At 64.1% G+C, this 26,613-nt stretch carries 23 protein-coding genes; 10 read left to right on the plus strand and 13 right to left on the minus strand.

The window, feature by feature from the left end; genetic code table 11:
• On the minus strand, positions 1-711 hold the full coding sequence (locus tag X730_RS142975; RefSeq protein ID WP_023827000.1) for a DeoD-type purine-nucleoside phosphorylase: 711 nt from the start codon (positions 709-711) through the stop codon (positions 1-3).
• 84 nt (positions 712-795) lie between these two features.
• On the minus strand, positions 796-3,366 hold the full coding sequence (locus X730_RS142970; RefSeq protein WP_023688649.1) for a PAS domain-containing sensor histidine kinase: 2,571 nt from the start codon (positions 3,364-3,366) through the stop codon (positions 796-798).
• A gap of 205 nt (positions 3,367-3,571) precedes the next feature.
• Here X730_RS142970 and X730_RS142965 point away from each other — a divergent pair, with 205 nt between their 5' ends.
• Entirely contained in the window at positions 3,572-4,288 is a 717-nt protein-coding gene (locus X730_RS142965) for a flagellar biosynthetic protein FliO (RefSeq protein WP_023693371.1), read from the plus strand.
• A 175-nt stretch (positions 4,289-4,463) separates the two neighbouring features.
• Here X730_RS142965 and dksA read toward each other — a convergent pair whose 3' ends face one another.
• Together dksA and X730_RS142955 are read right to left on the minus strand one after the other, a co-directional pair.
• Positions 4,464-4,880, minus strand: coding sequence for an RNA polymerase-binding protein DksA (dksA, locus tag X730_RS142960; RefSeq protein WP_023673491.1), 417 nt, complete (start codon positions 4,878-4,880; stop codon positions 4,464-4,466).
• Positions 4,881-4,885: 5 nt separating this feature from the next.
• A complete protein-coding gene (locus X730_RS142955; protein WP_023696495.1) occupies positions 4,886-5,065 on the minus strand; it encodes a hypothetical protein in 180 nt (59 codons plus the stop codon).
• A gap of 69 nt (positions 5,066-5,134) precedes the next feature.
• On the opposite strand from X730_RS142955, the gene X730_RS142950 reads away from it, so the two are divergent.
• From X730_RS142950 to X730_RS142935, 4 genes are all read left to right on the plus strand, one after another.
• On the plus strand, positions 5,135-5,638 hold the full coding sequence (locus X730_RS142950) for a histidine phosphatase family protein (RefSeq protein ID WP_023693370.1): 504 nt from the start codon (positions 5,135-5,137) through the stop codon (positions 5,636-5,638).
• Positions 5,639-5,723: 85 nt separating this feature from the next.
• Positions 5,724-7,202, plus strand: coding sequence for a YcjX family protein (locus tag X730_RS142945; protein WP_023693369.1), 1,479 nt, complete (start codon positions 5,724-5,726; stop codon positions 7,200-7,202).
• Positions 7,199-8,263 (plus strand): TIGR01620 family protein, encoded by a 1,065-nt coding sequence (locus X730_RS142940; protein WP_023700805.1) that lies wholly within the window; start codon positions 7,199-7,201, stop codon positions 8,261-8,263. Before X730_RS142945 ends, X730_RS142940 begins: the two co-directional genes overlap by 4 nt.
• 82 nt (positions 8,264-8,345) lie before the next feature.
• Positions 8,346-8,894: a hypothetical protein gene (locus X730_RS142935; protein WP_023673495.1), complete on the plus strand. Its 549-nt coding sequence runs from the start codon at positions 8,346-8,348 to the stop codon at positions 8,892-8,894.
• A gap of 343 nt (positions 8,895-9,237) precedes the next feature.
• Here the strand turns inward: X730_RS142935 and X730_RS142930 are convergent, their stop codons facing one another.
• The 3 genes from X730_RS142930 to X730_RS142920 form a co-directional block, all read right to left on the minus strand.
• Positions 9,238-9,504 (minus strand): hypothetical protein, encoded by a 267-nt coding sequence (locus X730_RS142930; protein WP_023673496.1) that lies wholly within the window; start codon positions 9,502-9,504, stop codon positions 9,238-9,240.
• A gap of 183 nt (positions 9,505-9,687) precedes the next feature.
• Entirely contained in the window at positions 9,688-10,896 is a 1,209-nt protein-coding gene (locus X730_RS142925; RefSeq protein ID WP_023827001.1) for an MFS transporter, read from the minus strand.
• Between the two features lie 60 nt (positions 10,897-10,956).
• Positions 10,957-11,946 carry an AraC family transcriptional regulator gene (locus X730_RS142920; RefSeq protein ID WP_023748741.1) on the minus strand — a complete coding sequence of 330 codons (990 nt, stop codon included), beginning with the start codon at positions 11,944-11,946 and terminating at the stop codon, positions 10,957-10,959.
• A 160-nt stretch (positions 11,947-12,106) separates the two neighbouring features.
• Between X730_RS142920 and X730_RS142915 the strand changes: the two genes are divergently transcribed.
• Together X730_RS142915 and X730_RS142910 are read left to right on the plus strand one after the other, a co-directional pair.
• Positions 12,107-13,954 (plus strand): monovalent cation:proton antiporter-2 (CPA2) family protein, encoded by a 1,848-nt coding sequence (locus X730_RS142915; RefSeq protein ID WP_023827002.1) that lies wholly within the window; start codon positions 12,107-12,109, stop codon positions 13,952-13,954.
• On the plus strand, positions 13,954-14,502 hold the full coding sequence (locus tag X730_RS142910; protein WP_023673500.1) for a DUF924 family protein: 549 nt from the start codon (positions 13,954-13,956) through the stop codon (positions 14,500-14,502). Before X730_RS142915 ends, X730_RS142910 begins: the two co-directional genes overlap by 1 nt.
• On the opposite strand, the gene folK is transcribed toward X730_RS142910, so the two are convergent.
• The 3 genes from folK to folP are packed head-to-tail and all read right to left on the minus strand — an operon-like array spanning position 14,499 to position 16,223.
• Positions 14,499-15,017, minus strand: coding sequence for a 2-amino-4-hydroxy-6-hydroxymethyldihydropteridine diphosphokinase (folK, locus tag X730_RS142905; protein ID WP_023685987.1), 519 nt, complete (start codon positions 15,015-15,017; stop codon positions 14,499-14,501). The genes X730_RS142910 and folK overlap by 4 nt on opposite strands.
• Positions 15,001-15,360 (minus strand): dihydroneopterin aldolase, encoded by a 360-nt coding sequence (gene folB, locus X730_RS142900; RefSeq protein ID WP_023673502.1) that lies wholly within the window; start codon positions 15,358-15,360, stop codon positions 15,001-15,003. Before folB ends, folK begins: the two co-directional genes overlap by 17 nt.
• A gap of 17 nt (positions 15,361-15,377) precedes the next feature.
• A complete protein-coding gene (gene folP, locus X730_RS142895) occupies positions 15,378-16,223 on the minus strand; it encodes a dihydropteroate synthase (protein ID WP_023827003.1) in 846 nt (281 codons plus the stop codon).
• 148 nt (positions 16,224-16,371) lie between these two features.
• On the opposite strand from folP, the gene X730_RS142890 reads away from it, so the two are divergent.
• Together X730_RS142890 and X730_RS142885 are read left to right on the plus strand one after the other, a co-directional pair.
• A complete protein-coding gene (locus X730_RS142890; RefSeq protein WP_031197156.1) occupies positions 16,372-16,992 on the plus strand; it encodes a DUF922 domain-containing protein in 621 nt (206 codons plus the stop codon).
• Positions 16,993-17,225: 233 nt separating this feature from the next.
• The gene (locus tag X730_RS142885; RefSeq protein ID WP_023827005.1) at positions 17,226-18,710 is read left to right on the plus strand and encodes an MDR family MFS transporter; all 1,485 of its coding nucleotides are present in this window, start codon (positions 17,226-17,228) and stop codon (positions 18,708-18,710) included.
• 14 nt (positions 18,711-18,724) lie between these two features.
• Here the strand turns inward: X730_RS142885 and X730_RS142880 are convergent, their stop codons facing one another.
• From X730_RS142880 to X730_RS142870, 3 genes are all read right to left on the minus strand, one after another.
• Entirely contained in the window at positions 18,725-19,756 is a 1,032-nt protein-coding gene (locus X730_RS142880) for an NAD(P)/FAD-dependent oxidoreductase (protein WP_023673506.1), read from the minus strand.
• A 104-nt stretch (positions 19,757-19,860) separates the two neighbouring features.
• Complete coding sequence (locus X730_RS142875; protein ID WP_023673507.1) at positions 19,861-20,181, minus strand: 2Fe-2S iron-sulfur cluster-binding protein; 321 nt, start codon at positions 20,179-20,181, stop codon at positions 19,861-19,863.
• A gap of 157 nt (positions 20,182-20,338) precedes the next feature.
• The gene (locus X730_RS142870) at positions 20,339-20,677 is read right to left on the minus strand and encodes an Hpt domain-containing protein (protein WP_023688665.1); all 339 of its coding nucleotides are present in this window, start codon (positions 20,675-20,677) and stop codon (positions 20,339-20,341) included.
• A gap of 313 nt (positions 20,678-20,990) precedes the next feature.
• Here X730_RS142870 and X730_RS07665 point away from each other — a divergent pair.
• On the plus strand, positions 20,991-26,613 hold a 5,623-nt coding region (locus tag X730_RS07665; RefSeq protein ID WP_023827006.1), incomplete at its 3' end, for a kinesin.

The following is a 26,613-nucleotide window of genomic DNA, read 5'->3' on the forward strand; positions in this document are numbered from 1 at the left end:
CTAGCCTTCCGCCGCAACGTCGAGCCCGAGCCGCGCCATATCGGTGAACAGCGCCTGACGTTCGGAATAGGCAGTCTGTTCGCCGGTCACGATGTTGTCGACGACGGTCAGCAGCGACAGCGCGCGGGCGCCGAAATGCGCCGCGATTCGGTAGAGTGCGCTGGTTTCCATATCGACAGCGAGAGCGCCAAGCGCCTGCGCTTCGGCAAAGCGGTCGCGCCCTACAGGGTGGTAGAAGACGTCGCTGCAGATGGTCAGCCCGGCCTGGTGGTCGATGCCGAGCTGGGCGGCGCAGGCCAAAGCGTGGGCGAACAGGCCGGGATCGGGCCCGGCGGCAGCATCGTAGAGGCCGAAGACCTGGCCGCTTTGGTGGCTTTCGGCGCGCACCGACTGCGAGATCACCAAGGAGCGCAGCGGCACGCGGGGTGTCAGGCCGCCGCAGGTACCTGTGCGGATCAGCGTTTTGACGCCGTGAACATCCAGGAGTTCATGCACATAGACCAGGAAGGACGGGACACCGATGCCGGTGGCCTGGATGCTGATGGGACGGCCGCGATAGAGACCAGTGAAGCCGAGTGCGCCCCGGCGGCGGTTGACGCAGCGCGGTGCCTCAAGAAATGTCTTTGCCATCCACTCGGCGCGTTGCGGATCGCCCGGTAACAGCACCGTTGCGGCATAGTCGCCCCTGGCAGCCTCGTTGTGCGGCGTCACGACATGCTCCCCAATACCCGCCGCCCGTTTCGCCTGCAATCATGGCAGCGTCACGTCATTGCGCAAGCTTTGAATTAGGGCGCCCTAAGACTCCAACACATCCTTGACCACGGTGGCCAGCTGCTTGAGGGAGAACGGCTTCGGCAGGAAGCCGAATTGCGCGTCCGGCGGCAGGTTTCTGGCGAAAGCGTCTTCGGCATAGCCGGACACGAAGACGAACTTGATGTCGGGCTGGCGCTTGCGCAGTTCGCCGAGCAGCGTCGGTCCGTCCATTTCCGGCATCACCACGTCGGACACGACGATATCGACCTTGCCGCCGAGCGCTTCGAAGACTTCCAGCGCCTCGACGCCCGAGGAGGCCTCATGGACGGTATAGCCGCGCGAGGTCAGCGCCCGCGAGCCGCCCATGCGCACGGCGTCTTCGTCCTCGACGAGGAGCACAGTGGCCGAGCCCGACAGGTCCTTGGCGCTGTCGGCGGCTTTCACCGGCGCAGCCGGCGCCTCGCTGACGTCGCCGGGCTTCTTCGCCTCCACGATATGGCGCGGCAGGAAGATGCGGAAGGTCGAACCCTTGCCGACTTCGGAATCGCAGAAGATGAAACCGCCGGTCTGCTTGATGATGCCATAGACCATCGACAGGCCAAGGCCGGTGCCTTTGCCGACTTCCTTGGTGGTGAAGAACGGCTCAAAAATCTTCTTCAGCACGTCCGGCGCAATGCCCGAGCCGCTATCCTCGACCTCGACCACGACATAGTCGGCAGGCGTGAGCTCGCGGTAGGAGAAGCTCTTGCATTGTTCGGCGGTGACGTTGCGGGTGCGCACGGTGAGGTCGCCGCCGGCCGGCATGGCGTCGCGCGCGTTGACGGCCAGGTTGACCACCACCTGCTCGAACTGGCCGATATCGACCTTGACCGGCCACAAATCGCGGCCGTGGTCGACCTTCAGCTTGATCTCGTTGCCAACCAGGCGGGCAAGCAGCATCCGGAGATCGGCAAGCACGTCGGTCAGGTTCAGCACTTCCGGCCGCAATGTCTGCTTGCGCGAGAAGGCGAGCAACTGCCGCACCAGCGAGGCCGCCCGGTTGGCATTCTGCTTGATGTTCATGATGTCGGGGAAGGACGGGTCCGACGGCCGGTGATTGGTCAGCAAAAGATCCGACGCCATGATGATGGCGGTCAGCACATTGTTGAAGTCGTGGGCGATGCCGCCGGCGAGCTGTCCGACCGCCTGCATCTTCTGGCTCTGCGCCATCTGGCCCTCGAGCGCCTTCTGCTCGGTGGTCTCGACGGCATAGACGATGGCCGATTCCTCGGCGCCCTCGCCGGTGCCGTCGGCGACGGCGTTGACGTAGAAGCGGATGTGACGCTCCTCATTGCCTGGCAGCAGCGTGTCGATCGGCTCGATGTCGGCCTGCCTCAGCCGCGCCTTTTCGAACGCGGCGGCAAAGGCCGGCCGGTCGCGCTCATGGATCACGGTGTCCAGCCGCACGCGGCGGTCAACCGCGTCGCCGTCGACGACGGAGGAAAACAGCGACAGGAACGGCGCGTTGGTGCGCAGGATGCGGCCGCCATTGTCGACGGCAGCAATGGCCATCGGCGTCGAATTGAAGAAACGGGTGAAGCGCACTTCCGAAGCCCGAAGGTCGGCCGATGCGTCCTCGCCCTGGGTGCGGTTGAGCACAATGGTGCGGGTCGGACCGTTGGTCCCCTCGCGGCTGGCCGAGACCCGATGCATGAAGCGCACCGGCACCGCCTCGCCGGTTGTCGTCGTCAGATCGAGATCGATGACGGCGTTGCGGGTGGTGCCGGGATCGGCCTTGACCGAGCGCACCAGCGCCATGCCGTCGCCGGCGACGATTTCCGGGAGTGTCACGGCGCCAGGGGTGAAGCTCGCCAGATCGATGCCCAGCCATTCGGCGAGCGTGGCGTTGATGTAGGTGACACGGCCTTCCTGGTCGGCCGAGAAGAAACCGGCCGGCGCATGGTCGAGATGGTCGATAGCCTTCTGCAAGTCGAGGAAGAAACGCTCCTGCTCGGCCCGTTCCTGCGAGATGTCGGCGAGTTGCCAGGCAAGCATCGGCAGGCGCTGACCGGGAACGCTGAAGGTACGGGCTCGCGCCCGGTACCAGCGCGCGCCGGGTTCGGCGCCCGGCCGGATCGACTGTGCCAGCCGGAACTCACCGTCGCCGGCCTGGCCATCGCGCAAGCCCGAGGCCAGCCGGTATATGGTCACCGAAGCTTCGGGGACATCGGAAAGCAGGCCTTCGACCGTCTTCAGATCGGCGGCCGACGCAGCACCGGTCATCTCGGCATAGGCCCGGTTGGCGTAGACCACGCGGCCCTTCGTGTCGGTGACGATCAGGCCCTGCGACATGGAATCGACGAAGGCCTTCGACAGTTCATCCCCGGTCGAACGCGGCGCGATCTGCACGAAGCCGATGGCCGTGGCGAACAGGAAGCCGACGCCGATCATGGCAAGCACGCCCAGCATGCCGAGCAGGAACGGATCGCCAAGACGCTCGCGGAAAATGCCGAAAACGATCGCGGCCCCGGTCAGGACGATGATGAACACGATGAGCCGGGTAACCGCGCCTGGCCGCGTGTTCTGATCGACGATCGGTACCGGATAGAAATCGCCGCGCGTTTCCCTGGCCATATGCCCCCTGCTCGTGAGTTGTCCGACACCGCCCCCGGCCGGTTGAATCACATTCTCCTAATCCGGAAAAGGCCCTGGCGGCAAATGTCGGATAAAAATGACGCGTCGGTGTTTTCAAGCTGTTCACGAAGCGTGAAGGCAACTTGCGGTGGCTGGCCGCAACGGTCTAGTGTCCCTCCACTTCAAAAGCCGATTGGGGGCACCGATGCAGTGGCTGGATAATGTGGCGGGTCCCGGATATGCCGCAGCGCTGCTGTGGACGTTTGCTGCCCTTGTCCTGCTGGTCATCGTGCTCATCATCATCAGGCTGGTCCGCAACCTGACCTTCGGCACCTTCGTTGCCGGCGGCAGGAACCGCAAGACACGGCTGGCGGTCATGGACGCGACGGCGGTCGACAGCCACCGCCGGCTGGTGCTCATCCGTCGCGACGACATCGAACACCTGCTTTTGATCGGCGGCCCGACCGACGTTGTCGTCGAGCGCGATATCAGACTTGCAGCGCCACGCCGTCCGGCATTGACCGGCGATGGCGGTGTTGGCCAGCAGCAACAGGCGCCGCGGCCGCGCGCAGCACAACCCGCTCCCACCGCGCCCGCAAGGCAGGCGCCACCGCCGCAACCGGTAAGGGCTGCTCCAGCCGCCGTTCCGCCGCGCCAGGCCGCGCCGGCGCCGAAACCGGCTCAAATCTACCAGGCGAGCAATGTGACACCGCTGCCGGCCTATGGCTCCGCCGCCAATACTGCCCGGCAGGCCCCGCCACCGAAGCATGAGTCCATCGACGATACCCTGATGCGGGAGCTCGAGGTCTCGCTCGACGATTCGCACCCCAAACCGGCAAGCAAGCCGGCTGCGAAGGCACCGCAGTCTCTCGACGACGAGATGACCAAGCTGCTCGGCGAACTCGCCAGCCAGAAACGGTAAAGCCCGGCGAACCGTCACATCTTGCCGATTCCCGATCGAACGCCGCTTAAGCGTGTCGTCCGTTTCAGCGCGACGCGCTTTAACTTGGGGGCGGACTAAACCCTTCGGCCAAAAACAGAAATGGCCGGGAAACCCGGCCATTTCTGATGAAACAGTCCTGCCTGACGGCAGCGGCTCAATCGTCGCGATAGACCTTCTCGCGGCGTTCGTGGCGCTCCTGCGCTTCGATCGACAAGGTCGCGATCGGACGCGCATCCAGCCGCTTCAGCGCGATCGGCTCGCCGGTTTCCTCGCAATAGCCGTATGTGCCTTCATCGATGCGCTGCAGCGCCGAATCGATCTTTGAAATGAGCTTGCGCTGGCGGTCGCGGGCCCGAAGCTCGATGGCGCGGTCGGTTTCCGAGGAAGCGCGATCGGCGAGATCGGGATGGTTGGCGTTTTCCTGCTGCAGGATTTCGAGGGTTTCGCGCGCTTCGCGCAGTATGTCGGTCTTCCAGGTGACGAGCTTCAGGCGAAAGTAGGATTTCTGCCGTTCGTTCATGAACGGCTCGTCTTCGGAGGGTACGTAATTGGCTGTAACGATATCGTTCATTCGACTCACCCAACAACCCCAAATTTGGCGCCTATATATTCGCGCAGAGAAGGCTGCACAAGCGTAATCCGCGCGCGTTTCACGCAATTGTTAATGCCGCGCGGGCGATCCTCAGCAAAGCCTTCCATAGCAAGGGCGCGGGCGAATTCGCACATGATTCGCTGCGCTTGGGCGTCGCCGCCCATTGTGCCTCAGGCCTTTCTCGTGGCTAATCCAGTTGTGTCATTGGTGGGCAGCACACCATTGGGGGTCCGGTGAGCAGACTGTATCTGTTGAGGCATGCGAAGGCTGGCTGGGCCCTTCCCGGCGTGCGCGACTTCGATCGCCCGCTCGACGCATCCGGCATTGCCGATGCCGAAATGATGGGGACTGCGATGCGTGCCCGCAACTACATCCCCGATATCACGCTCTGCTCCAACGCCAAGCGGGCGCGCCAGACGCTGGAAGGCATCGCCGGCCACACCGATACCGGCCGGGTGCTGTTCTTCGACACGCTCTACAGCGAGGATGCCGCCGGCTACCTCGCCATCATCCGCAGCAATGGCGGCCCCGGCTCGCTGCTGGTCATCGGCCACAATCCGATGACGGAAGACCTTGCCATGGCGGTCTCGGGCGACGGCGACGAGGCTGCTCGGGCCATCATGAACCATGGTTTCCCGACCTCCGGCCTTGCGGTCGTGCGCTTCGACGGCACCCTCACCGAGGCTGCGCAAGGCGCGGGCTACCTCGAAGCCTTCCTGACGCCCGTCGATCTCTGAGCCGAGCCGGCGAGGCCGGGCGCCATTTCAAACTTGAACCGCAAAGCCTATATCGGGCGCAAGAGCACGCCTGAGAGAACAGATTTTGGCATCATCGCTGACCACTTTCACCGACGAAGCGAGAATTGCCCTGGATACGCTGTCGGGGCGTGCGAGCGGGCTTTTTTCGCCGTCGCTTCGGCTGGGCGTCACCGGCCTGTCCCGGGCCGGCAAGACGGTGTTCATCTCGGCTCTCGTCCACAATCTCATCCATGGCGGGCGCCTGCCGCTGTTCGAGGCGCAGAAGTCGGGACGGATCGCTCGCGCCTTCCTCGAGGAACAGCCGGACGATGCCGTGCCGCGTTTTCAGTACGAGGACCATATCTCCGCCCTGGTCAACGACCGTGTCTGGCCGGACTCGACGCGCGCCATTTCGGAACTCAGGCTCACCATCGAATATGAGTCTGCCTCCGGTTGGAACCGGATGTTTTCCAGCGGCCGATTGTCGGTCGACATCGTCGACTACCCCGGCGAATGGCTGCTCGACCTGCCGCTGCTCGGCAAATCCTTCGCCGATTTTTCGCATGAAGCTTTTGAGATGGCTATGCTGCCGGTGCGGGCCGACCTGTCGCAGGACTGGCGGGCGCTGTCGGCGAGGATCGACCCCAATGCCGACGCCGACGAGATGACGGCGCGGCGCCTCGCCGAGAGTTTTGCCGCCTACCTCAAGGCCTGCAAGCTCGACGAGCGGGCGCTTTCGACCTTGCCGCCCGGCCGTTTCCTGATGCCTGGCGACCTCGAGGGATCGCCGGCGCTGACCTTCGCGCCCTTGCTGCTCAAGGGTGAGAAACGGCCGCGCTCCGGCTCGCTGCAAGCGATGATGGAGCGCCGCTACGAGGCCTACAAGACGCATGTGGTGAAACCGTTCTTCCGCGAACACATCACCCGCCTCGACCGCCAGATCGTGGTGATCGACGCCATGCAGGCGTTGAACGCCGGCCCCGGCGCGATGGCCGACCTGGAACGCGCGGTGACCGAAATCCTCTCCTGTTTCCGTCCTGGCCGAGGCAATTTCCTCACCGACCTGTTTTCACGCCGCATCGACCGCATCCTGGTTGCCGCGACCAAGGCCGACCATTTGCATCACGAAAGCCATGACCGGCTGCAGGCAATCGTGCGGCGGCTTGCCGACCGCGCCGTGGCGCGGGCAAATTTCACCGGCGCCGATGTCGACGTGGTCGCCATGGCGGCGGTGCGCGCGACGCGCGAAGGCACGGTCAAGCAAGGCCGCGAAACCCTGCCGGTGATCATCGGCACGCCGCTGAAGGGCGAGAAGATCAACGGCGAAACCTTTGATGGTAAAGCCGAAACCGCCATATTTCCCGGGGACTTGCCGGAGAAAATTGACGCGGTTTTCGACGTTTCGGAAGCCGACCACCGGCAGAGCAGCGACGATCCGGCGATCCGTTTCGTGCGCTTTCGCCCGCCAAAGCTCGAACGCACCGCTGAAGGCGTCACGCTGTCGCTGCCGCATATCAGGCTAGACCGCGCCTTGCAGTTCCTGATCGGAGACCATCTGGCATGACCGCGCCCCGCAGACCGGCAGCTTTCCGCATCGAGCCGGAGGCCGAACCGAAGCAGGAAACGCGCCGCCCCCATGCCGAGCCGCCGCGCAAGCCGCGCACCGTCGTCGTGCCGGCCGAGATCGATGTCTTCGATGAGCCGGACATTGTCGCCGCCGAACCGCCGCCGGCGACCGCGCCGCGCAGGCGCTCGCTGTTTGCCAGCCTGTTTTTCGGCGCGGTCGGCGTGCTGGTTTCGCTCGCCGTCGGCCTGTGGACCGACCAGCTCATCCGCGACCTGTTCGAGCGCGCAGAGTGGCTGGGGTGGCTGGCAGCGGGAATGGCCGCAATTGCCGTGTTGGCCCTCGCAGTCGTGCTGGTGCGCGAATTCCTGGCTATCGCCCGGCTGGCCGAGGTCGAAAAACTGCAAAAGCGGGCGCTCGATGCCGTGGCGCGCGACGATCCGAAGGCTGCAAGGGCCGTCGTCGAAGAGCTTTCGGCCTTTGTCGCTGCGAAACCCGAAACCGCGGCCGGCAGGCGCTCCCTGGCCGAATTGCGCGGCGAGATCATTGATGGCGGCAATCTGGTGCGACTGGCCGAAGCCGAGATTCTCGGGCCGCTCGATGCGAGAGCCAAGGTGATGATCCTCGAAGCAGCCAAACGCGTGTCGCTGGTCACCGCCGTCAGCCCCCGCGCACTCGTAGACGTTGCCTATGTCGTGTTCGAGGCCGGGCGCCTGATCCGCCGCTTGTCCGAACTCTACGGCGGCAGGCCGGGCACGCTGGGCTTTTTCCGGCTGGCGCGCAGCGTTCTTGCCCATCTGGCGGTGACCGGCTCGATCGCCGTCGGCGACAGCTTCGTCCAGCAGATCGTCGGCCATGGCCTTGCCGCCCGGCTGTCGGCGAAACTCGGCGAAGGCGTGGTAAACGGCATGATGACGGCGCGTATCGGCATTGCTGCCATGGAGACGGCGCGGCCCCTGCCCTTCATTGCCGGCAGGCGGCCGGGTATGGGCGATTTCCTGTCGGCGCTGACCTCGTTTGCGGCCAAAAAAGAGAATGAAGCACCCGCCTCAAGCAAGTGAACGCCCTCTCGCGGTCACCAAGCATTAACCAATCTTGTTCATGGTCGTCCAACAACAGCCTCCTTGTTGCCGGGTGTCGTCTATGAAAAGCGTAATCTTGTCCTGCGTCCTGCCCCTGGTCGCGCTTGCAGCACCTCTGGGCCCGACCGGGAAAGCCTTTGCAGCCGAGCCCGACAAGCAGTTCTTCCGCACCGTCGAAGGCAAATGGGTCGGCCCGGGCGAAATCATCGCCGGCAAATACAAGGGCACGAAGTTCACCTGCAGCTTCGACGGCTCGACGCCGGACAACAAGACCGGCATGACGCTCGATGGCGACTGCCGCGTCGGTGTCTTCACCCAGAAAATGTCGGCGACCGTCGAGCGCAAGGGCCGCGACTACAAGGGCAATTTCATGGGCGGCGCCGCGGGGTCGGGCCTGGACATCATCGGCGGCAACGTGGTCGATGCCCGCAAAGTCGTCTTCACCATCAACCGCAACCAATTGCGCGGCGTCATGCAGGCCCGCATTCCCGACGACAATTCGATGACGGTGACTATCGCCGTGCGCGTCGACCAGCAACTGGTGCCGGTCATCGGCATGAGCCTCAAGCGCGTCGACGCCGTCGAAGTCGGCTCCATCGCCAAAAACTGACTCTCAAGCGGTTCCCCGAAAAAAGCGCGGAACGGGGTTGCACTGCGCGATAGCTGAGCTGTTCCGCTCAGCTCGATGTCGGGAAGTGACACGCCACCTTGCGGCCAGGTTGGCGCTCCTCGAGCACGGGCCGCTCGGGGCGGCACCTTTCTGTCGCGACCGGACATGTGGCGCGCAACCGATGATGTCAGCGTCTCCGATGGCCCAAGCCACAGCAAGGCCAACGTGTCATGGTCCTGTGCGTGCCGGCGGTCCTCCGTGCAGCGCGATGCCCTTTAAGAACACCAGCAAAAAAGGCGGCGGCTACTTGAGCCACCGCCTTCCTCAATTTCCGAACGAAGAATCAGCCCTTGATGGCGGCCGTCAGCTCGTCATAGGCCTTGCAGGCGTCGGCCGGCGTGGTGGCGCCCTGATATTTGGTCGTCACAGCCTGCACCTTGGCGGTCAGGTCGGCGGCCTTGGTCGGATCCTTGGTGATCGCTTCCTGCAGCGCGGCGGTCATTTCCTGCGCCTTCTTGGCCGCGATTTCCTGCGTGCATTCAGGCGCCTTCGAACAGGCCGATGCGGCAAGCATGGCGACACCCACGCCGACGAGCAAAAACTTCTTCATGTCAGTCATTCTCCTCACGAAGGCAGAACTTGATCGTCGCTGCCTTCCAACGGCCGAAGCCTGGCGTCCCATAGCCGCCGATTGCGGCAAAACGCAACGTGTGCGGCGCATAAACCTGTGCAGCGCTGCTGCAACGGCGCGGACGGCCTGATTGAGGCCGCCCGTGTCAGACGAAGCAAGGTTTCAGCCACGAGGCTGCAGCAGCGCCAGTGCGGCCGTCGCCGCGGCAAGGACGGCGGTTAGGGTCAAAGGTCCCGTAGCGCCATAGGTGTCCACGACATAGCCGCCGACAACCGCACCGACGGTGATGGCAACCTGGAAGGAAGTGACCATCAGGCTGCCTGCTGCTTCCAGCGCATCAGGTGCCGCGCGGGACATATTGGTCGGCAGCACCACCGGCGCCATGCCGAAGGCGAAGCCCCACAGCGTAACAAAGCCGAAGGCAACGCTGGTTTGCGCGCCCCAAAGCACCAAAGCGAGTGCCGCAAACGCCATCAACGCGGCGGTAACTGCGAGGGCCATGTGGATGTTGGTGTCGGCCAGGCGGCCACCAGCAATATTGCCGATCACAGCGGCGATGCCGAACCCGAGCAGCGCCAGGGCAATCGGCCCGGTTGTGAGGAGCGTCACCTGTTCGAGGAACGGGCGCACATAGACCGAGCCGGCAAAATGCCCGGTCATCAGCAGAACAATGGCAAGCATGCCGAGTTGGATGCCACGCCGCCGCGTCAGCCGAAAGACGTCTGCAAGGCTGTTGCTTGCCGCCGCAGGCAAGGTCGGCAGGCTGAGAAGCTGTAGCAGCATGGCAAGCGCGGCCAGCCCCGCTGTCATGGCCATGGCGCTGCGCCATCCCAGCCAGTCACTGATCAACGCACCCATCGACGGCGCGGCAATGGTGGCGAGCGAGACGCCGAGGGTCACGATCGCCATGCCGCGACCTGTCGCATTGGCGCCAACCAGCCGCGCCACGACGGCAACGGAAAGTGCCCAGAAAGCGCTAAGAGCGATCCCCAACCCGGCCCTGCCCAGCAACAGCAGCCAGAAATTGGGCGCCAGCGCCGCAAGAATATTGGAACCGACCGCCAGGGCCATGAGGCCAACCAGCACCGCCTTGCGGTTCAATCGGCCGATGAGAACATTGCTCAACATGGCCGTCACGGCGCCAACGGAGGCGGTGGCGGTGACGACCTGTCCGGCCGTGCCCTCGCTGATGCCGAGATCGCGCGCCATCGGCGTCAACAGACCTGCCGGCAAGAATTCGGCAGACACCAGGGCAAAGCTGGTGGCCGCCAATGAAAGGACCGCGAACCAGGTGGCCGCGCTCCACGCGGCTGGTGCATCGGCGTCAAGGCCAATGGCGGCGTCTTCAAGCTGTAATGTTGTGTCAGTCACGGAAAGATCTCCACAGTTTGGAGATCTTAGATAGGCGAGTCCGCCCGGATGTTATGTACCTTAAAATCCGAAATTCATATCCATTCGTCCGGGAATTGTGCGGCGCACAACGCCTGGCGAGACATTGGTGATGCGCTTGAACGCGCGGGCGAAGGACGCCTCGGAATCATAGCCCAAACGGGTAGCGACTTCGGCAACAGACAAGCCGTTTTGGCCCAGCAATTCGCGGGCAAGCTGCATGCGCAGGCGGGCGAGATAATGTGCGGCGCCCTCCCCCAATACCGCGCTGAAGCGCTCGGCGAAAATCGAACGCGATTGGCCTGCCACGCCGGCCAGGCTTCCCAGCGTCCAGTTGTGGCCGGGGTCGCGATGCATGGCCGCCAGAGCGCGCCCTATATGGGGGTCGCGGATGGCTGCAAGCCAACCGACGGTCGAGGCCACGTTGCAATTGACCCAGCACCGGATGAGCCTGGCTGTCAGCAAATCCGCCATACGCGACAGGATGGTGGCGCTGCCCATCTGCGGTTGCGCGGCCTCCACCGTCATGGCCGCCAGCAAAGGGCCGACCATCGGGTCATTGCCGGCCACGTCGCAACCCTTGATGAGAGGCGGCATCAACGTGATCAACGGATTGAGCGCATAGGAGCCGAGAGACATGGAGCCGCAGAAAAGGGTGCTTGTCGCGCCCGTTCCCTGCCGTATCACTTCGCAAACGTTGCCGCCCAACTTGATCACCTGGCAGCCCTCGAGCGAGTCGCCCACCACGTCCGGCGCACTCGCCAGCCGATGGGCGATGCCTTGCGGCAGCAGCACCAGATCGCCATCGCGCAACTCCTGCCAGCCTTGCGCTTCGGTGTGAATCCAGCATGGACCCTGGCCGACAAAGTGAAAACGAAGCAGTTGTTGTTGCGGAAAGTCTATGCTCCATGGGTGCCGGAGTTCGCAGCGGCCATAGTTGACGCCACTCAAGCGAAAGTCTTGCAGAACTTCGCTGAGCGCATCCATCGGGATATGTGGCAGCGGCGACGGCCGGGACGAATAATCAGGCATTTGTCAGATATAGATACCGGCCGTCCGACAGGCAAGCGCAGGCTGTTGTTCCACCGGGGAATCGCTGCCACGGCACCCTACCCATCCTGGCAGGCTTCCCGCCCTTGCCTCCCGCTCCCGGTGCATGCAAGGAGTGCTGTCGGACACAGGGACAAGAGGCATGGCAGCGGAAGCATCGGGCAGCGATCTCATTCAGGTGGTGGCGCTGCTTGCCGCAGGCGTCGTCGCCGTTCCGATCTTCAAACGCATGGGGCTGGGCTCGATCCTCGGCTATCTCGCCGCGGGCGTGGTCATCGGCCCGTTCGGTATTGGCATTTTTTCCGAATCGGAAGCCATCCTGCATGTCGCCGAACTCGGCGTGGTCATGTTCCTGTTCATCATCGGGCTGGAGATGCAGCCGTCGCGGCTATGGGGCCTGCGCCGCGAGATTTTCGGCCTCGGCGCGCTGCAGGTCGGCGTCTGCGCATTGCTGCTTACCGGTGTTGGTCTCGCCGGCGGCTTTCCGATCGCGCAATCCTTCGTTGCCGGCGCCGGCTTCGTGCTGACCTCGACGGCGATCGTCATGCAGCTTCTGGAAGAGCGTGGCGAGATGGCCAGCCCCAAGGGCCAGCGCATCGTGTCCATCCTGCTGCTCGAGGATCTGGCAATCGTGCCGCTTCTGGCGCTGGTCGCCTTCCTGGCGCCGGGCGGCGCCGAGATGACCCTGCAGCAGAGGCTGGCCGAAATCGGCATCGGTCTTGGCGCCATCGTCGGGCTGGTGGTGGCCGGCCGCTATCTGCTCAATCCGTTCTTCCGCATCCTGGCCGACGCCAAGGCGCGCGAGGTGATGACGGCGGCAGCACTTCTGGTCGTGCTGGGGTCGGCGCTGGTCATGCAGCTTTCCGGCCTGTCGATGGCGATGGGCGCGTTCCTGGCCGGCGTGCTGTTGTCGGAATCGACTTTCCGCCACCAGCTGGAGGCCGACGTCGAGCCATTCCGCGGCATCCTGCTTGGCCTGTTCTTCCTCGCCGTCGGCATGTCGCTCGACCTGCATGTGGTGGCCGACAACTGGCGGCTGATCGCCGTCTATGTCGTCGCCTACATGGCGATGAATGCGCTCGGCATCTACCTCGTCGCCCGCATGCTGAAGAGCGGTCATCGTGAAGCGCTGGAACGCGCCGTGATCATGGCGCAAGGCGGCGAATTCGCCTTCGTCCTCTATTCGGCCGCGGCGGCGGTTGGCATCATCGACAGCCGGGCCAACGCAACGCTGACCGCTATCATCATCATCTCCATGGTGCTGACGCCGCTGGCCATCATTGCGCTCAAATATTTGACGCCGCGCGACGAGCAGTCGCTTGAAGGCGTCGACATCGCCGACGGCCTTAGCGGCAGTGTTCTGGTTATCGGCTTCGGCCGTTTCGGCCAGATCGCCAGCCAGCCGCTTTTGTTGCGCGGCATCGACGTGTCGATCATCGACAATGATGTCGAAATGATCCAGGCGGCCGCCGATTTCGGCTTCAAGGTCTATTATGGCGACGGCACGCGGCTCGACATTCTGCGCGCCGCAGGTGCAGGCCGCGCGCGCGCCGTGCTGATCTGCGTCGACAAGCCGGACGCCGCCGTGCGCATGGCGGAACTGATCAAGGCGGAGTTCCCGTTGCTGACTGTCCTGGCGCGTGCCTTCGATCGCGGCACCGCGCTGTCGCTCATCCGCGCCGGGGTCGACTTCCAGCTGCGCGAGACCTTCGAATCGGCCCTCGTCTTCGGCGGTTCCGCGCTCGAGGTTTTGGGCGTCGAGCCGGAAGATGTCGCCGATGTCATCGAGGATGTGCGACGGCGCGACAATGCCCGACTGGAGACGCAGCTGGCCGAAGGCGTCCGCGCCGGGCAACGTTTCCTCAGGGGCAATACCGGCACGCCGATCCCGACGCCGCTGACGCAACCGCGCCGGCCCGGCCAGGCGCTGAACGAAGAGACGGCCGGCGTGCTGCACAAGCCCGAGCCCGCCGATCAGGGGGAAAGCTGATGACCGCATCGGATGAGCGCGCGCTCGCCGTCACCAAATTCTGGCGCGAGGCCGGCGAAGACGCGTGGTTCGAGAAGAACGACGTCTTCGACGCGGATTTCCGCAGCAGGTTTCTCGACCTGCACTTTGCCGCCGCGCGGCGCGAGTGCGACGCATGGTCGGAGCATGCCGAGGGTTCGCTGGCGCTGATGATCCTGCTCGACCAGTTTCCGCGCAACTGCTTTCGCGGCTCAGGCCATATGTACGCCACCGATCCGCTGGCACGGCACTTTGCCGCCAAGGCGATTGCGGCCGGCCATGACCTTTCGCTGGAAGAAAACCTGCGCGTCTTCCTGTACCTGCCCTACGAACATTCGGAACTGCCCGCCGACCAGGACAGATCGGTCGAGCTCACCACCGCCAGGGCGCCGGAGTATGTGAAATACGCCATCGAGCACCGCGACATCATCCAGCGCTTCGGCCGCTTTCCGCACAGGAACAAGATGCTTGGCCGCGAGACGACGGCGGACGAACAGGCATTTCTCGATGGCGGCGGCTTCTCCGGTTAACCCAGCCACCAATCGCGGCCGGAAGCCAGCCGCTCTATGCCTGACGTATCGACGGCGCTGAGCCGCTCGGTCACGCTCCTGCCGCCCACCGCCAGATCCGGCGCGATCTCTGCCAAGGGCGCCAGCACGAAGGCGCGCTCCACCATTCGGGGATGCGGCACCTCCAGCCCGGTTTCGTGGATTGTGCGGTCGCCGAACACCAATATGTCGATGTCGATCAGGCGCGGACCCCAGCGCTCCTCGCGCACCCGCTTCAGCTTGCGCTCGGCCTCGAGGCAGAGGTCGAGCAGCGCCCTTGGCGCCAGCGAGGTCGAGATTTCGGCAGCGGCGTTGAGGAAATCCGGCTGGTCGAGCTTGCCCCAGGGCGGCGTGCGGTAAAGTGAGGAGACGGCGACGACGCGCGTGCTCTCGTCGGCGTCGAGCAGGCGCAGCGCCGCCGCCATCGAGGCCGAGGGATCGCCGAGATTGCCGCCAAGGCTGAGATAGACCGTGTTATTGTTACTCTGGCCAGACAACGGTCACCTCGACATAATCGAGCACGCCGGGCACCGGTGCGTTGGGCTTGCGCACGGTGATCTCGGCCTTCCTGATCTGCGGGAACCGTGAAGTCAGCGCCTTCGCCACTTCGAGCGCCAGCGCCTCGATCAGGAAGCGGCGATGTCCAGTGACGATCTTTTCAATCACCGTGAAGGCGATGCCGTAATTGACGGTGTCCTCGATGGAATCATCCTCCAGCGGGCGGCTGGGCTCGACCGTCAACTCGGCATCGACATAAAAACGCTGGCCAAGCGCCTCTTCCTCATCCAGCACGCCGTGCCGGGCAAAGAAGGCGCAGTTCTTCATGCGGATGACGTACATTTCTTACTGTCCTGGGCTCAGCGTCCTGGCTTTTCGCGCGCCAGCATAGCATCGGCGACCGCCAGTGCGTCCACGTTGATTGCGACATCGTGGACGCGAAACAGATCGGCGCCCTTCAGCCTCAGAATGACACTGGTGGCTGCCGTCCCGGCGGCGCGCGCGCCGGCTTCGCGGCCGGTGACGGTGCCGATGAAGCGTTTTCTGGAGGTGCCGGCCATCAAGGGAAAACCGAGCTCCTTAAGCTCGGAAAACCGCGCCATCAGGTCGAGGTTTTCCTCAGCCGTCTCCTTGGCGAAGCCGAAGCCGGCATCGAGTACGATATGATCGTCCGCAACGCCGCTGCGCCTGGCGACTTCCAGCGAAGCCTTGAGGAACAAAAACTGGTCGGCGATGACGTCGGGCAGTTTTTGCCGCCCGCGCCCGGTATGCATGATGACCAGTCCGGCGCCGGTCTCGGCGGCGACGCGGGCGATGCCCGGTTCACGCTGCAAGCCCCAGACATCATTGACGATATGCGCACCGGCGGCGACGGCGAGGCGCGCGGTTTCCTCGCGATAGGTGTCGACCGATACCAGGGCTTCGCCTGAACCGGCGAGTGCTGCGATCACCGGCAGGATGCGGCCCTGCTCTTCTTCAACAGTTACGGGCGATGCGCCGGGGCGTGTGGATTCCCCGCCGATGTCGATGACGGCAGCGCCCTCTTGCGCCATACGGCGCGCCTGAGCCACCGCCTGATCGGGCGTGATGAACAGTCCGCCATCCGAAAAACTGTCCGGCGTGACGTTGAGAATGCCGACCACAATAGCTTTCTCGCCAAGTTCGAGATGGCGCCCATGCGCCAGTTGCCATCGCCTTGTCGTCATTGTCCTTCAACCATGTGTCTCATTGGCATGTGGCTCATTGGCATGTGGCTCATCGGGCGCTTGCAATCCATCACCGATGCGTGATCGGTGGAAGATCAATTCCGTTGCGCCGGCAACGGCCGTAAAGCAAGGTGCGTGAAGAGGCAACATGATGAAACGACCCCTGCTCTGCGCCCTGATGCTGGCTTTGATCGTCCTGCCGGCGAATGCTGCCAATCTGGTGAAGACTTACAGCTATTTTGCCATCGGCGGCAGCACGCTCGATGACATCGAGACGCAATTGTCGAAGCATGGACCCGAGGTGAAAAGCACCGGGATGCGGCATCCAGGCGCCACCCAGATGGCGTTCACCACCCGCATCAGCTACGCGCAAACCGCTGACACCTGCCGCATCGCCAAGGCTGCCGTCACCGTCAAGGTCAAGGTCATCCTTCCGGAGTGGCGCCGGCCGCGCAAGGCCGATCCCGATGTCAGGCTGTTCTGGGACACGCTGTCGGCCGACATCAAGCGCCATGAGGAGCGTCATGTCGAGATCGCCAAGAACCACGGCCGCCTGCTCGAAGACGCGCTGAACGCTAGCTTTGCGCAAAAGACCTGCGCCGGGGCAAAGGCGAAGGCGGCGCAGATCACCGCGGCCGAACTCGCCAGGCATGACCAGGACCAGTTGCGCTTCGACCGCGTCGAAGGCGTGAATTTCGAAAGCCGCATCCTGCGGCTGCTGCGCTACCGCATGCAGCGCGTCCAGAACGGCCAGCTTCCGCCCGGCTGAACCACAGGGCTGATACCAAGCCAATTCTGCCGAAACATGAGGCCAGCCCCAGAAAATTTTCGGGCAAAGGTCGAAATCGGCCTATACGGGACGACATATGTCAGGCTCGCAAGATATGTCAGGTGGCAAAGGCGCGAGCTTCGAAACACCAGATCAAGACCAATCGAGGCGGCGTATAGCGGAGCGGCCATTGGCGCCGCGCAATCGCTCGCAGACACTGTGGATGCACTGATATGGACCAGGCTGTCGACAAGCCGGCTAGGGTGGCGCCCGCCGCGCCGCTTACGGAAAGCGAGAAGAACGTCATCATCGCCGGCATCCTTTTGTCGATGCTGCTGGCGGCGCTCGACCAGACCATCGTCGCGCCGGCCATGCCGACCATCGGCCGTTCGCTCGGCCACGCCGACTACCTGCCGTGGATCGTGACCGGATATCTCCTGACGGCGACGGCCATGGCGCCGCTCTACGGCAAGATTTCCGACGTCTACGGCCGCCGGCCGACCGTCTATGCGGCGATCCTGATCTTCCTTCTGGGATCGCTGGTCAGCGCCATGGCCCCCAACATGTTCGTGCTGGTCATCGGCCGGGCGATCCAGGGTGCGGGCGGCGGTGGCCTGTTCGCCCTGGCGCAGATCGTCATCGGCGATCTTGTGCCGCCGCGCGAACGGGCGCGCTATGCCGCCTGGATTTCGGGCACCTGGGCGGTCGCCAGCATCGCCGGACCTCTGCTCGGCGGCGGTTTTGCCGAACATCTGCACTGGTCGCTGATCTTCTGGATCAACATCCCGCTTGGCATCGTGGCCATGGCAATCATCAACAAGCCGCTGCGCAAACTGCCGGTCGCCGCAAAGCGGCATCGCATCGACGCCCTGGGCGCGCTGCTTCTGGTGGTGGCGACGGCATTGCTGCTTTTGGCCCTCAACTGGGGCGGCAGCGCCTATCCATGGGCCTCGCGCGAGATCGTCGGCCTGCTCGCCTGTTCGGCGGTCTTCTGGGGTGCGTTCGCGCTCAGGCTGATGCGTGCGGCCGAGCCGCTGATTTCGCTTGAAGTGCTGAGCAATCCGATCGTGCTTGCCGGCACGGCGTCGATGTTCCTGCTGCAGGCCGCCAATATCGGCCTGTCGGTGTACCTGCCGGTCTATCTGCAGTCGATCATCGGCCTGTCGGTCAGCCAGTCGGGCCTTGCCATGCTCGGCCTGCTGCTCGGAACGGTCGCCGGCGCGACGTTCAGCGGCCGCACGATACCGCGCTTCTTCCACTACAAGCGTATCGCCATGGTCGGCGTTCTCTTCGCCATTATCTGTCTTGGCGTGCTCAGCCTGGTCGCCGGCCGCGCCTCGCTGCTGGTGGTCGAGCTCTTGACCATCTGCATCGGCCTTGGAAGCGGCACCACCTTCCCGGTCGCCACCGTATCGGTGCAGAACGCCGTCGATCGCGCGCATCTCGGCGTTGCCACCGGCGTGCTGACCTTCCTGCGTTCGCTGGGCAGCGCGCTCGGCGTCGCCATGCTTGGCGCCGTCGCGCTCGGCTATGGCCTGCCGCTTGCCGGCGAAGGCGCGCCGGCTGCCGGACAGATCGTCTCGGCGACGCCCTTCATGATGATCTTCCTTGCCGCGGCCGTCACGCTCGTGCTGGCGCTGATGACGCTGGCGCTGATGCCGGAGAAGTCACTGCGCGGCCGCGACGAGGCCGAGGCGCCGGTCGTTCTGGTGGAGTAAAAGCGCTGTAGGACCTACTCCACGACGCCGAGCTTCTTCTGCAGGCTGGTCGACGACGTCGTGTACTGGAAAACGATGCGCTCACCGGGGCTGATGATGCGCTTGGCGGCCTGCGCCATCAGCGCCACCTCGTGAAAACCCGACAGGATCAGCTTCAGCTTGCCTGGGTACCAGTTGATGTCGCCGACGGCAAAGATGCCTGGCACCGAAGTCTGGAATTTCTCGGTATCGACCGGGATGAGGTTCTCATGAAGGTTGAGCCCCCATTCGGCGATCGGGCCGAGCTTCATGGTCAGGCCGAAGAACGGCAGCATGCGCGTGCACGGCACCTCGATGTCGCCGTCAGGCCCGCCCTTGATGGTAGCAGAGGCCAGCTCGCCGTCGGCGCCGGTCAGGCCGCTCACCTGGCCGACCCGGAACTCCAGCTGCTTCATCTCCTGCATGGCATACATCTTGTTGACGCTGTCGGGCGCCGCCCTGAATTCCGCGCGCCGGTGGACCAGTGTCACGCTTTTTGCCACCGGCTGCAGGTTCAGCGTCCAGTCGAGTGCGGAATCGCCGCCGCCGACGATGACGAGGTCGTGGCCGCGGAATTCCTCCATACGGCGCACCGAATAGAAGACGCTCCTGCCCTCATAGGCCTCGATGCCGGGAATGGGCGGCCGTTTGGGCTGGAACGAGCCGCCACCGGCGGCGATCACCACCACCTTGGCTTCGAACACCTCGTTCTCGTCGGTGGTGACCCGAAATGAGCCGTCGTCAAGCTTTTCCAGGCTGGAGACCATGCGGTTGAAGGTAAAATCCGGCTTGAACGGGTGAATCTGCTCGAGCAGTCTGTCGACCAGGCCTTGCGCCGAGATCGATGGCCAGCCTGGAATGTCGTAGATCGGCTTTTCCGGATAGAGTTCGGCGCATTGGCCGCCCGGTCGGTCGAGGATGTCGATCAGATGGCACTTCATGTCGAAGAGGCCAAGTTCGAACACGGCGAACAGGCCGACCGGACCCGCCCCGACGATGAGTGCGTCCGTCTTGATTACATCGGTCATGCCAGGCGAGCCTCATTGTCAGACTGGGGCGAAACTGGCGCGAGACTGCATGAGCATTGGCCCGCTGCCAAGCGGCGGCGGGAAAAATCAGATGGTACGGGAGATCAACCCTGGCGAGCCGGCACGCGCACGACCAGGCCGTCAAGCGCGTCGCGCACCTTGATCTGGCAGGACAGCCGCGAGTTCGGCTGGACGTCATAGGCGAAGTCCAGCATGTCCTCTTCCATCGCCTCCGGCTCGCCGACCTCGGCCGTCCAGGCTTCGTCGACATAGACATGGCAGGTCGCGCAGGCGCAGGCGCCGCCGCATTCTGCCTCGATGCCCGGCACCGCGCTACGGATCGCATTCTCCATGACGGTCGAGCCGTTTTCGGCCTCGACATCGAAAGGAGTGCCGTCATGGGCAATGAAGGTCAGCTTGGTCATTTATCACCTGAAGGGAGTCCCAGCCGAGATAATCACTCCACCGGACAAGTCAACTGCGGCGCGAAAGCGCCGCTTTGTGACGTTTTTTCGGAAAGCTGGCCAAAGCACGCCCTGGCCCCGTCGATTCATCCCGGTGGCCGCTGCCGAGCGGCAGCCATTACCGGCTGATGGCGGCGATGAAATCGCGCACTTCCTCGATCAGGGTGCCGAGGCGCTTGAGGATGCGCGCATCTTCCGGCTGCTGTTCGATCGAGGTGGCGCAGTCGGCGATGGCAAAGGCGCCGACCCCGCGCGCCGAACCTTTCAGCCCATGCGCCAGAAGCAGTCGCTCCCTGACATCGGCATCGACTATTCTGTCGCGGACGGAAAGCGCCTGCTGTACGAACAGCGCCAATACCTCCTGTTCGAGGGCGCGATCGCCCATAGTCTGACGGGCCAGATGGGCCAGATCCACTGGGCGCGAACGGGCCGGTCCCGACGCATCGCCGCCCGGCATTGAGAAGGCAATGCCGCTTTCACCGCGTACCAATTTGAAACTCCTTGTGCCGATCGCCGAAAAAACTAGGCGATTTCCGTCGCCAACGCGTTAATGAATGGGCTGGAAAATTGTTGCCGTTGAGGCGGTTAGATCACGTTGTCGTTAACCTTATATTTAAAGTTTTACGTATCTCGCGGAATGCATGTTTTCTTTACCCTTGTGTGTCATTACGATACGAAGGTCCATTTTCAGCCTCCTGCGTGGGATAAGACGAGCCAGAATCAGGCAAAAATAAGAAGTCCCTCGGCAGCTAGTACAGGGTAGCGAAGGCATGGCGAAGAAACCAACGACGACCAGAACTCTCGACAGCGACGTAGCCAGGGAACTCGAAAAGGCACTAGACCTCGATCTCAGCGGAGACGGCAGCGGCGATCTCGATATCGCGGCGTCGATGGAAGATCTGGAAGCGCAGATATCGCAGGCCGCGGACGAACTGGCGCGCGAAGGCCGCCCCCAGAAGCCCGCCCCCGCTCAAAATGCGCCCGTCCAACAAAACCAGAGTGCGAAGCCGGCAGCCAAGCCCGCCGAGCTGCGCCCGGTCGAATCGCGCAACAGCGCGCAGCCAGCCGGCTTCAAGCCGGCAAACGATGACCGCCAGAAAGATTACAAGACGCTGCTGCACAGCCTCAACCGGCGCGCGTCTAGCACGATCTATTGGGTCGTGGCGTTCGTGTCGCTGGCCTGGATCGCCGGCGCCGGCGGCCTCGCCAATCTGCTGTTTGGCCCCAGCATCTGGAAAATTCGTACGTTCGATCAAATCCTGGCCCGCCCTGAACTGATCGGCCTAGCGATCGCGGCAATCATACCGGTCGTCCTGTTTTGGGCCTTCGCGGCGATGATCCGCCGCGCGCAGGAAATGCGCATTGCCGCGCAATCGATGACGGAGGTGGCTTTCCGCTTGGCGGAGCCGGAAAACCTCGCCCAAGACCGCGTGATGATGATCGGCCAGGCCGTTCGCCGTGAAGTGGCGGCGATGGGCGAAGGCATCGAGCGCACGCTGGCGCGCGCCGTCGAGCTCGAAACTCTGGTTCACAGCGAGGTCAACCAGATCGAACGCTCCTATTCGGAGAATGAATCGCGCATCCGGTCGCTGGTCGACGGGCTGGGCAGCGAGCGCGAAGCCGTCGTCACTCATGCCGAGCGCGTGCGCGCCTCGATCACCGGCGCGCATGAAACGCTGAAGGACGAGATCGGCGCCGCCTCCGACATTATTCGCGACTCTATCCTCAACGCGTCGACCAAGCTGTCGATGACGATCACGAATTCCGGCGACACGCTGATCGACCGCATCAATGAAAGCTCGATGTCGATCTTCGATTCCGTCGAAACCCGGCTGGATTCAATCACCGACAGGCTGTCGACGTCGGGCGAAGCCTTTGCTTCGCTGCTCGACACCCGCATCGCCAAGCTGACGGACACCACAGACGGCCTGACCCGGTCGCTGACCGACCTGCTCGACGACCGCACCACCGGTATGGTGTCGCTGCTCGGCGGCGCCGCCCGCACCCTGAGCTCGGAATTCGAGTCCAGCCTGAACGGCATCGAGCGGACGCTGGCCGAGCGCGGCCAGGCGCTGATCAGCGAATTTCAGACCCGCGCCGAAGCACTCGATACCGGCACGCAGAAGCTCAACGCCGCGCTCGAGGCGCGCGCCCGCCAGATCAACGAAACGCTGGTCGAGCGCGCCCGCGAGATCGCCCACACCTTTGCCGAGAGCAAGGATCATTTGTCGGCCATGATCGATCAGGGCAAGACCCAGATCGGCGCCGACATGGCCGACATCGTCTCGTCGACCTCGTCGATGCTCGAAGCCCGCGCCAGCGATTTCGCCGGCCGGATGGAAGCCGCCCGCCATGTCGTGTCGCGCTCATTCGACACCGACATCCAGCGTCTTGCCGATGCCCGTGTCGGCATCGAGGACGCCGTCGAAAACCACAGCCGCAAGCTGTCCGAAAGCCGCGAACGCATGGCGGCTGCCATGCAGGCGGACCTGGCGAAGTTCGCCGAGGGCCGCGCCGGCATCGATGCGGCCGTAACGAACCAGGTGCAGAAGCTGGCCGAAGGCCGCAACCTGATCTCGCGCGCCCTGGAAGAGGATCTGCGCAAGGTCAACGAGTCGCGCGCCGCCATCGACGCGTCGCTGGGCAGCCATCTCGAGCGGCTTGAAGAAGGCCGCAACCGGCTCAACCAGGCTTTGCATGAAGACTCCGGAAAACTTGTGCAAGCCCGTACGATCATTGACGAAATGGTCGCCGGGCATGTCGGTAAGCTGGCCGAAGGCCGCAACATTCTGTCGCGCGCCCTGGAAGCCGATCTCGGCAAGCTCGCCGACAGCCGCGCCTCGATTGACGGGCTGGTCGCCGGCCAGGTTGAAAAGATCGCCGAAGGCCGCGCCATCCTGACCAAGGCGCTCGAAAACGACATTATCGGCATCAAGGGCGTGATCGAGAACCACTCGGCGAAACTGGCCGAGGACCGAACCGAACTCAGCAAGGCGCTGGAGAACGACCTGTCCGGCATCAGAGGCCTGCTCTCCGACCATTCGAGCCGGCTTGCCGACGATCGTGGCCTGTTGTCACAGACGCTCGAGGCCGACCTCGCCAAGCTCGCCGAGAGCCGGTCGAGCATCGACGGGCTGGTCGCCGGCCAGGTCGAGAAGCTGGCCGAGGGGCGCGATATCCTCAAGCGCGCGCTCGAAGCCGACCTCAACACCATCAAGGGCGCCATCGCGGGTCATTCCGACAAGGTGGCGGAAGAGCGCGGTCAGCTTTCCAGGGCACTGGAGGCCGACCTGCAGAATGTGAACAGCCTGATCGCCGACCACTCGAACCGGCTTGTCCAGGATCGTTCGACGCTATCCCAGGCGCTTAAGGATGACCTTCAGAATGTTAACAGCCTGATCACCGACCACTCGAGCCGGCTTGTCCAGGATCGTTCGACGCTATCCCAGGCGCTTCAGGACGATCTGCACAATGTCAGCGGCATCATGGCCGATCATCAAAACAGGCTCGTCCAGGACCGTTCGGCGCTCTCAAAGGCACTGGAAGACGACATCGCCAAACTGGCGGAGAGCCGCTCCAGCATCGATGGGCTGGTCGCCGGACAGGTCGAGAAGCTCGCCGAGGGCCGCGACATCCTCACACGGGCGCTCGAAGCCGATCTCAATGCGATCAGGAGCGCCATTGCCGACCAGTCGCAGAAGCTGAGCGAAAACCGTGGCGAGTTCGCACGGGTGCTGGAAGCGGATTTGGAAAATGTCAACAGCCTGATCGAGGGCCACAGCGACAAGCTCGTCCGGGATCGCGCGACGCTGTCGAAGGCTCTCGAGGACGACCTCGCCAAGCTGGCCGAGAGCCGGTCGAGCATCGACGGACTGGTCGCAGGCCAGGTCGAGAAGCTGGCCGAGGGCCGAGACATCCTGAAACGTGCGCTGGAAGCCGACCTGCAGAAGCTGTCGGCAAGCCGCGGTGAGGTTGACGACATCATCGCCGGCCATGTCGGCAAGCTGGCCGAAGGCCGCAACATGTTGACCCAGGCGCTGGAAGACGATCTGGCAAAGCTCGCCGACATACGCAAGGACGTCGACCGCTCTCTGTCGGGCCATATCGACCAGATTGCCGGCAGAAGCACCGATATCTCGGCGGCAATCGCTGCCGATGTCGAGAAAATCGAGCAGGCCTTCAGCAAGCAGACCGGCATCATCGAAGAGCGCGCCGGAACCATGGAGCGCGCGTTGTCGGTGGGTGTCGACAATGTCCGCAGCGTGCTTGAAAAGAGCGCCGTCTTCGTTGCCGGCGCGCTCCGTGAGAAGGTGATGGAAGTCACCAGCGCGCTGCACGAACAGGCCGGTGCTGCCTTCAGTGATGCCGACCGCAAGATCGCCGAGCGTGCCGAGCAGACCTCGGCCGCCCTTTTGGCCCGGGCCGAGGACATCGCCCGGACCTTCGAGGACGCGGATCGCCGTCTGCACGCCCGTGCCGAGGACACATCGAGCGCCCTGCTTGCTCGCGCCGAGGATACGACGAATGCCTTGCTTGCTCGCGCCGAAGACACGACGAGCGTGCTGCTTGCCCGGCATGACGAGACGTCGAACTCGCTGCTCGCCCGCGCCGAAGAAACGGCCGGACGGCTGGCTGCCCGCGCCGGCGAGATCGCCGGCACGTTCGACGCCGCCGACCAGAAGCTGGTCGCCCGCGCGGTCGAGACGGCGCAGTCGCTGGCCGACCGCGCCGGCGACATCCTGCGTAACTTCGAGGGTGCCGACCAGCGGCTGAGCATGCGCATCGGCGAATCCGCCGAAGCGCTGGCCGCCCGCGCCTCGGACCTTGGCCGCATCTTCGACGCCGCCGACCAACAGCTGATCTCGCGCATCGCCGAGGGTTCGGACGCGCTGTCAGCCCGCGCCACCGAGATCAGCCGCATCTTCGACGAGGCCGATCACCGCCTGGTGTCGCGCATCGCCGACTCCACTTCGACGATCGGCGAGCATGCCGACAACATCGTCGGCGCCTTCGCCAGCACCGAGCAGCGTGTTGCCGAACGTGCACGCCAGACCGGCCAGGAACTTGCCGTCCACGCCCGCGAGATGGAGCAGGCTCTTGCCGGCGCCGATGAGCGGCTGGCCGCGAGCGTTGCGTCCGCAGCTTCGCGCGTCGAGGAACAGGTCGCCAACGTCGAGAACCGCCTTCTTTATACGACGGAGACGATGGGCCAGAAGCTCAACGAGCAGGTTTCCAGCGCAGAAGCTCAGCTGATCTCGCGCGCCAACACGATTGCGGAGACTTTTACCGCGGTCGGCCAGCACATCGGCCAAAGCACCAACGACGCTGCCAAGACAATCGGCACCAATACCCGCGAGCTCAACACGATGCTGGCGGCGCGTTCGGCCGAGATGGCGAAGATCCTGGACGAAACCGCGCGGCCGCTGGTCGAGCGCTTCGCCCAGGGCGGCTCGGAACTGCAAAAGAGCATGGAAGAGGTCACCGAACGCGCGACCGAGAAGCTGCGCAGCGAAAATGCCGCCCTCGTCAACGCGCTCGCCAGCCGCACCGCCGAAACGCTGTCGGCCGTCGAAGGCGCGCGCTCGTCGCTCGCCGATAGCGTCGCCGACCTCATCGGCCGCATGAGCGTCTCCAGCTCGCAGCTTGGTGAGCTGATCGAACAGGCGGCGATCAACCTCGGCCAGGTTGACGAACGTCTGAGCGGCAGCACGCAAAGCTTCGCGGCAACCACCGAAAAGGCCGCGCAGACCTTCGCCAGCTCGGCACGCCTGGTCGATTCGAACACGACGCGGCTTACCGAACTGTCGTCGTCGACCCTGCGCGAAGTGGCCTCGATCGCCACCAAGTTCGACGAGCACAGCCGCTTGCTGTCCTCGGCTTCGGATCTGTTGAGCTCGGCGCAGAGCAATCTGGAGCACACGCTTGAGCGGCAATCGTCGCTCGAAGATCTCGCCGTCGGCCTGGTCAAGAAGTCGGAAGACCTCGAGAAGGTGATGCGTTCGTTCGAAAACCTTGTCGGCCAGACGATGCAGAATGCCGAAGGCAAGACGCTGGCATCAGCCGACAAGATCCGCATCGCCATAACGGAAGTGGTCGATTCGGCAACCAGCCGGTTCGCCGATGCGACCGAGGAGATGCGGCGCACCGCAAGCTCGATCAAGAGCGAGCTCGACCTCACCCGCGCCGAGCTCAAGAAGGGCGTCATCGAGATGCCGGAAGAGGCCAAGGAATCGACCTCGGCGATCCGCCGTGCCGTTGCCGAGCAGATCAACGCGCTCAAGGAACTTTCGGACATCGTTGCGAAATCGGGACGCGGCGGCGACAATGCCGAACCGCGCGCCCTGCGCCCGGCGCCGCAGGCGCCAGTGCAGCGCCCGGCCGAGCCGGTACGCC

The sequence above is a fragment of the Mesorhizobium sp. L103C131B0 genome (assembly GCF_000502275.1).
In the GTDB taxonomy this organism is placed as follows: Bacteria; Pseudomonadota; Alphaproteobacteria; order Rhizobiales; family Rhizobiaceae; genus Mesorhizobium.

Coding starts and splice junctions, on each gene's coding strand:
- X730_RS142910 (WP_023673500.1), top strand. CDS start 13,954: ATGACCGCATCGGATGAGCGCGCGCTCGCCGTCACCAAATTCTGGCGC.
- X730_RS142930 (WP_023673496.1), bottom strand. CDS start 9,504: ATGAAGAAGTTTTTGCTCGTCGGCGTGGGTGTCGCCATGCTTGCCGCA.
- dksA (WP_023673491.1), bottom strand. CDS start 4,880: ATGAACGATATCGTTACAGCCAATTACGTACCCTCCGAAGACGAGCCG.
- folB (WP_023673502.1), bottom strand. CDS start 15,360: ATGTACGTCATCCGCATGAAGAACTGCGCCTTCTTTGCCCGGCACGGC.
- X730_RS142955 (WP_023696495.1), bottom strand. CDS start 5,065: ATGGGCGGCGACGCCCAAGCGCAGCGAATCATGTGCGAATTCGCCCGC.
- X730_RS142890 (WP_031197156.1), top strand. CDS start 16,372: ATGATGAAACGACCCCTGCTCTGCGCCCTGATGCTGGCTTTGATCGTC.
- X730_RS142920 (WP_023748741.1), bottom strand. CDS start 11,946: ATGCCTGATTATTCGTCCCGGCCGTCGCCGCTGCCACATATCCCGATG.
- folP (WP_023827003.1), bottom strand. CDS start 16,223: ATGACGACAAGGCGATGGCAACTGGCGCATGGGCGCCATCTCGAACTT.
- X730_RS142875 (WP_023673507.1), bottom strand. CDS start 20,181: ATGACCAAGCTGACCTTCATTGCCCATGACGGCACTCCTTTCGATGTC.
- X730_RS142935 (WP_023673495.1), top strand. CDS start 8,346: ATGAAAAGCGTAATCTTGTCCTGCGTCCTGCCCCTGGTCGCGCTTGCA.
- X730_RS142915 (WP_023827002.1), top strand. CDS start 12,107: ATGGCAGCGGAAGCATCGGGCAGCGATCTCATTCAGGTGGTGGCGCTG.
- X730_RS142870 (WP_023688665.1), bottom strand. CDS start 20,677: ATGCCGGGCGGCGATGCGTCGGGACCGGCCCGTTCGCGCCCAGTGGAT.
- X730_RS142965 (WP_023693371.1), top strand. CDS start 3,572: ATGCAGTGGCTGGATAATGTGGCGGGTCCCGGATATGCCGCAGCGCTG.
- X730_RS142880 (WP_023673506.1), bottom strand. CDS start 19,756: ATGACCGATGTAATCAAGACGGACGCACTCATCGTCGGGGCGGGTCCG.
- X730_RS142940 (WP_023700805.1), top strand. CDS start 7,199: ATGACCGCGCCCCGCAGACCGGCAGCTTTCCGCATCGAGCCGGAGGCC.
- X730_RS142970 (WP_023688649.1), bottom strand. CDS start 3,366: ATGGCCAGGGAAACGCGCGGCGATTTCTATCCGGTACCGATCGTCGAT.
- X730_RS142885 (WP_023827005.1), top strand. CDS start 17,226: ATGGACCAGGCTGTCGACAAGCCGGCTAGGGTGGCGCCCGCCGCGCCG.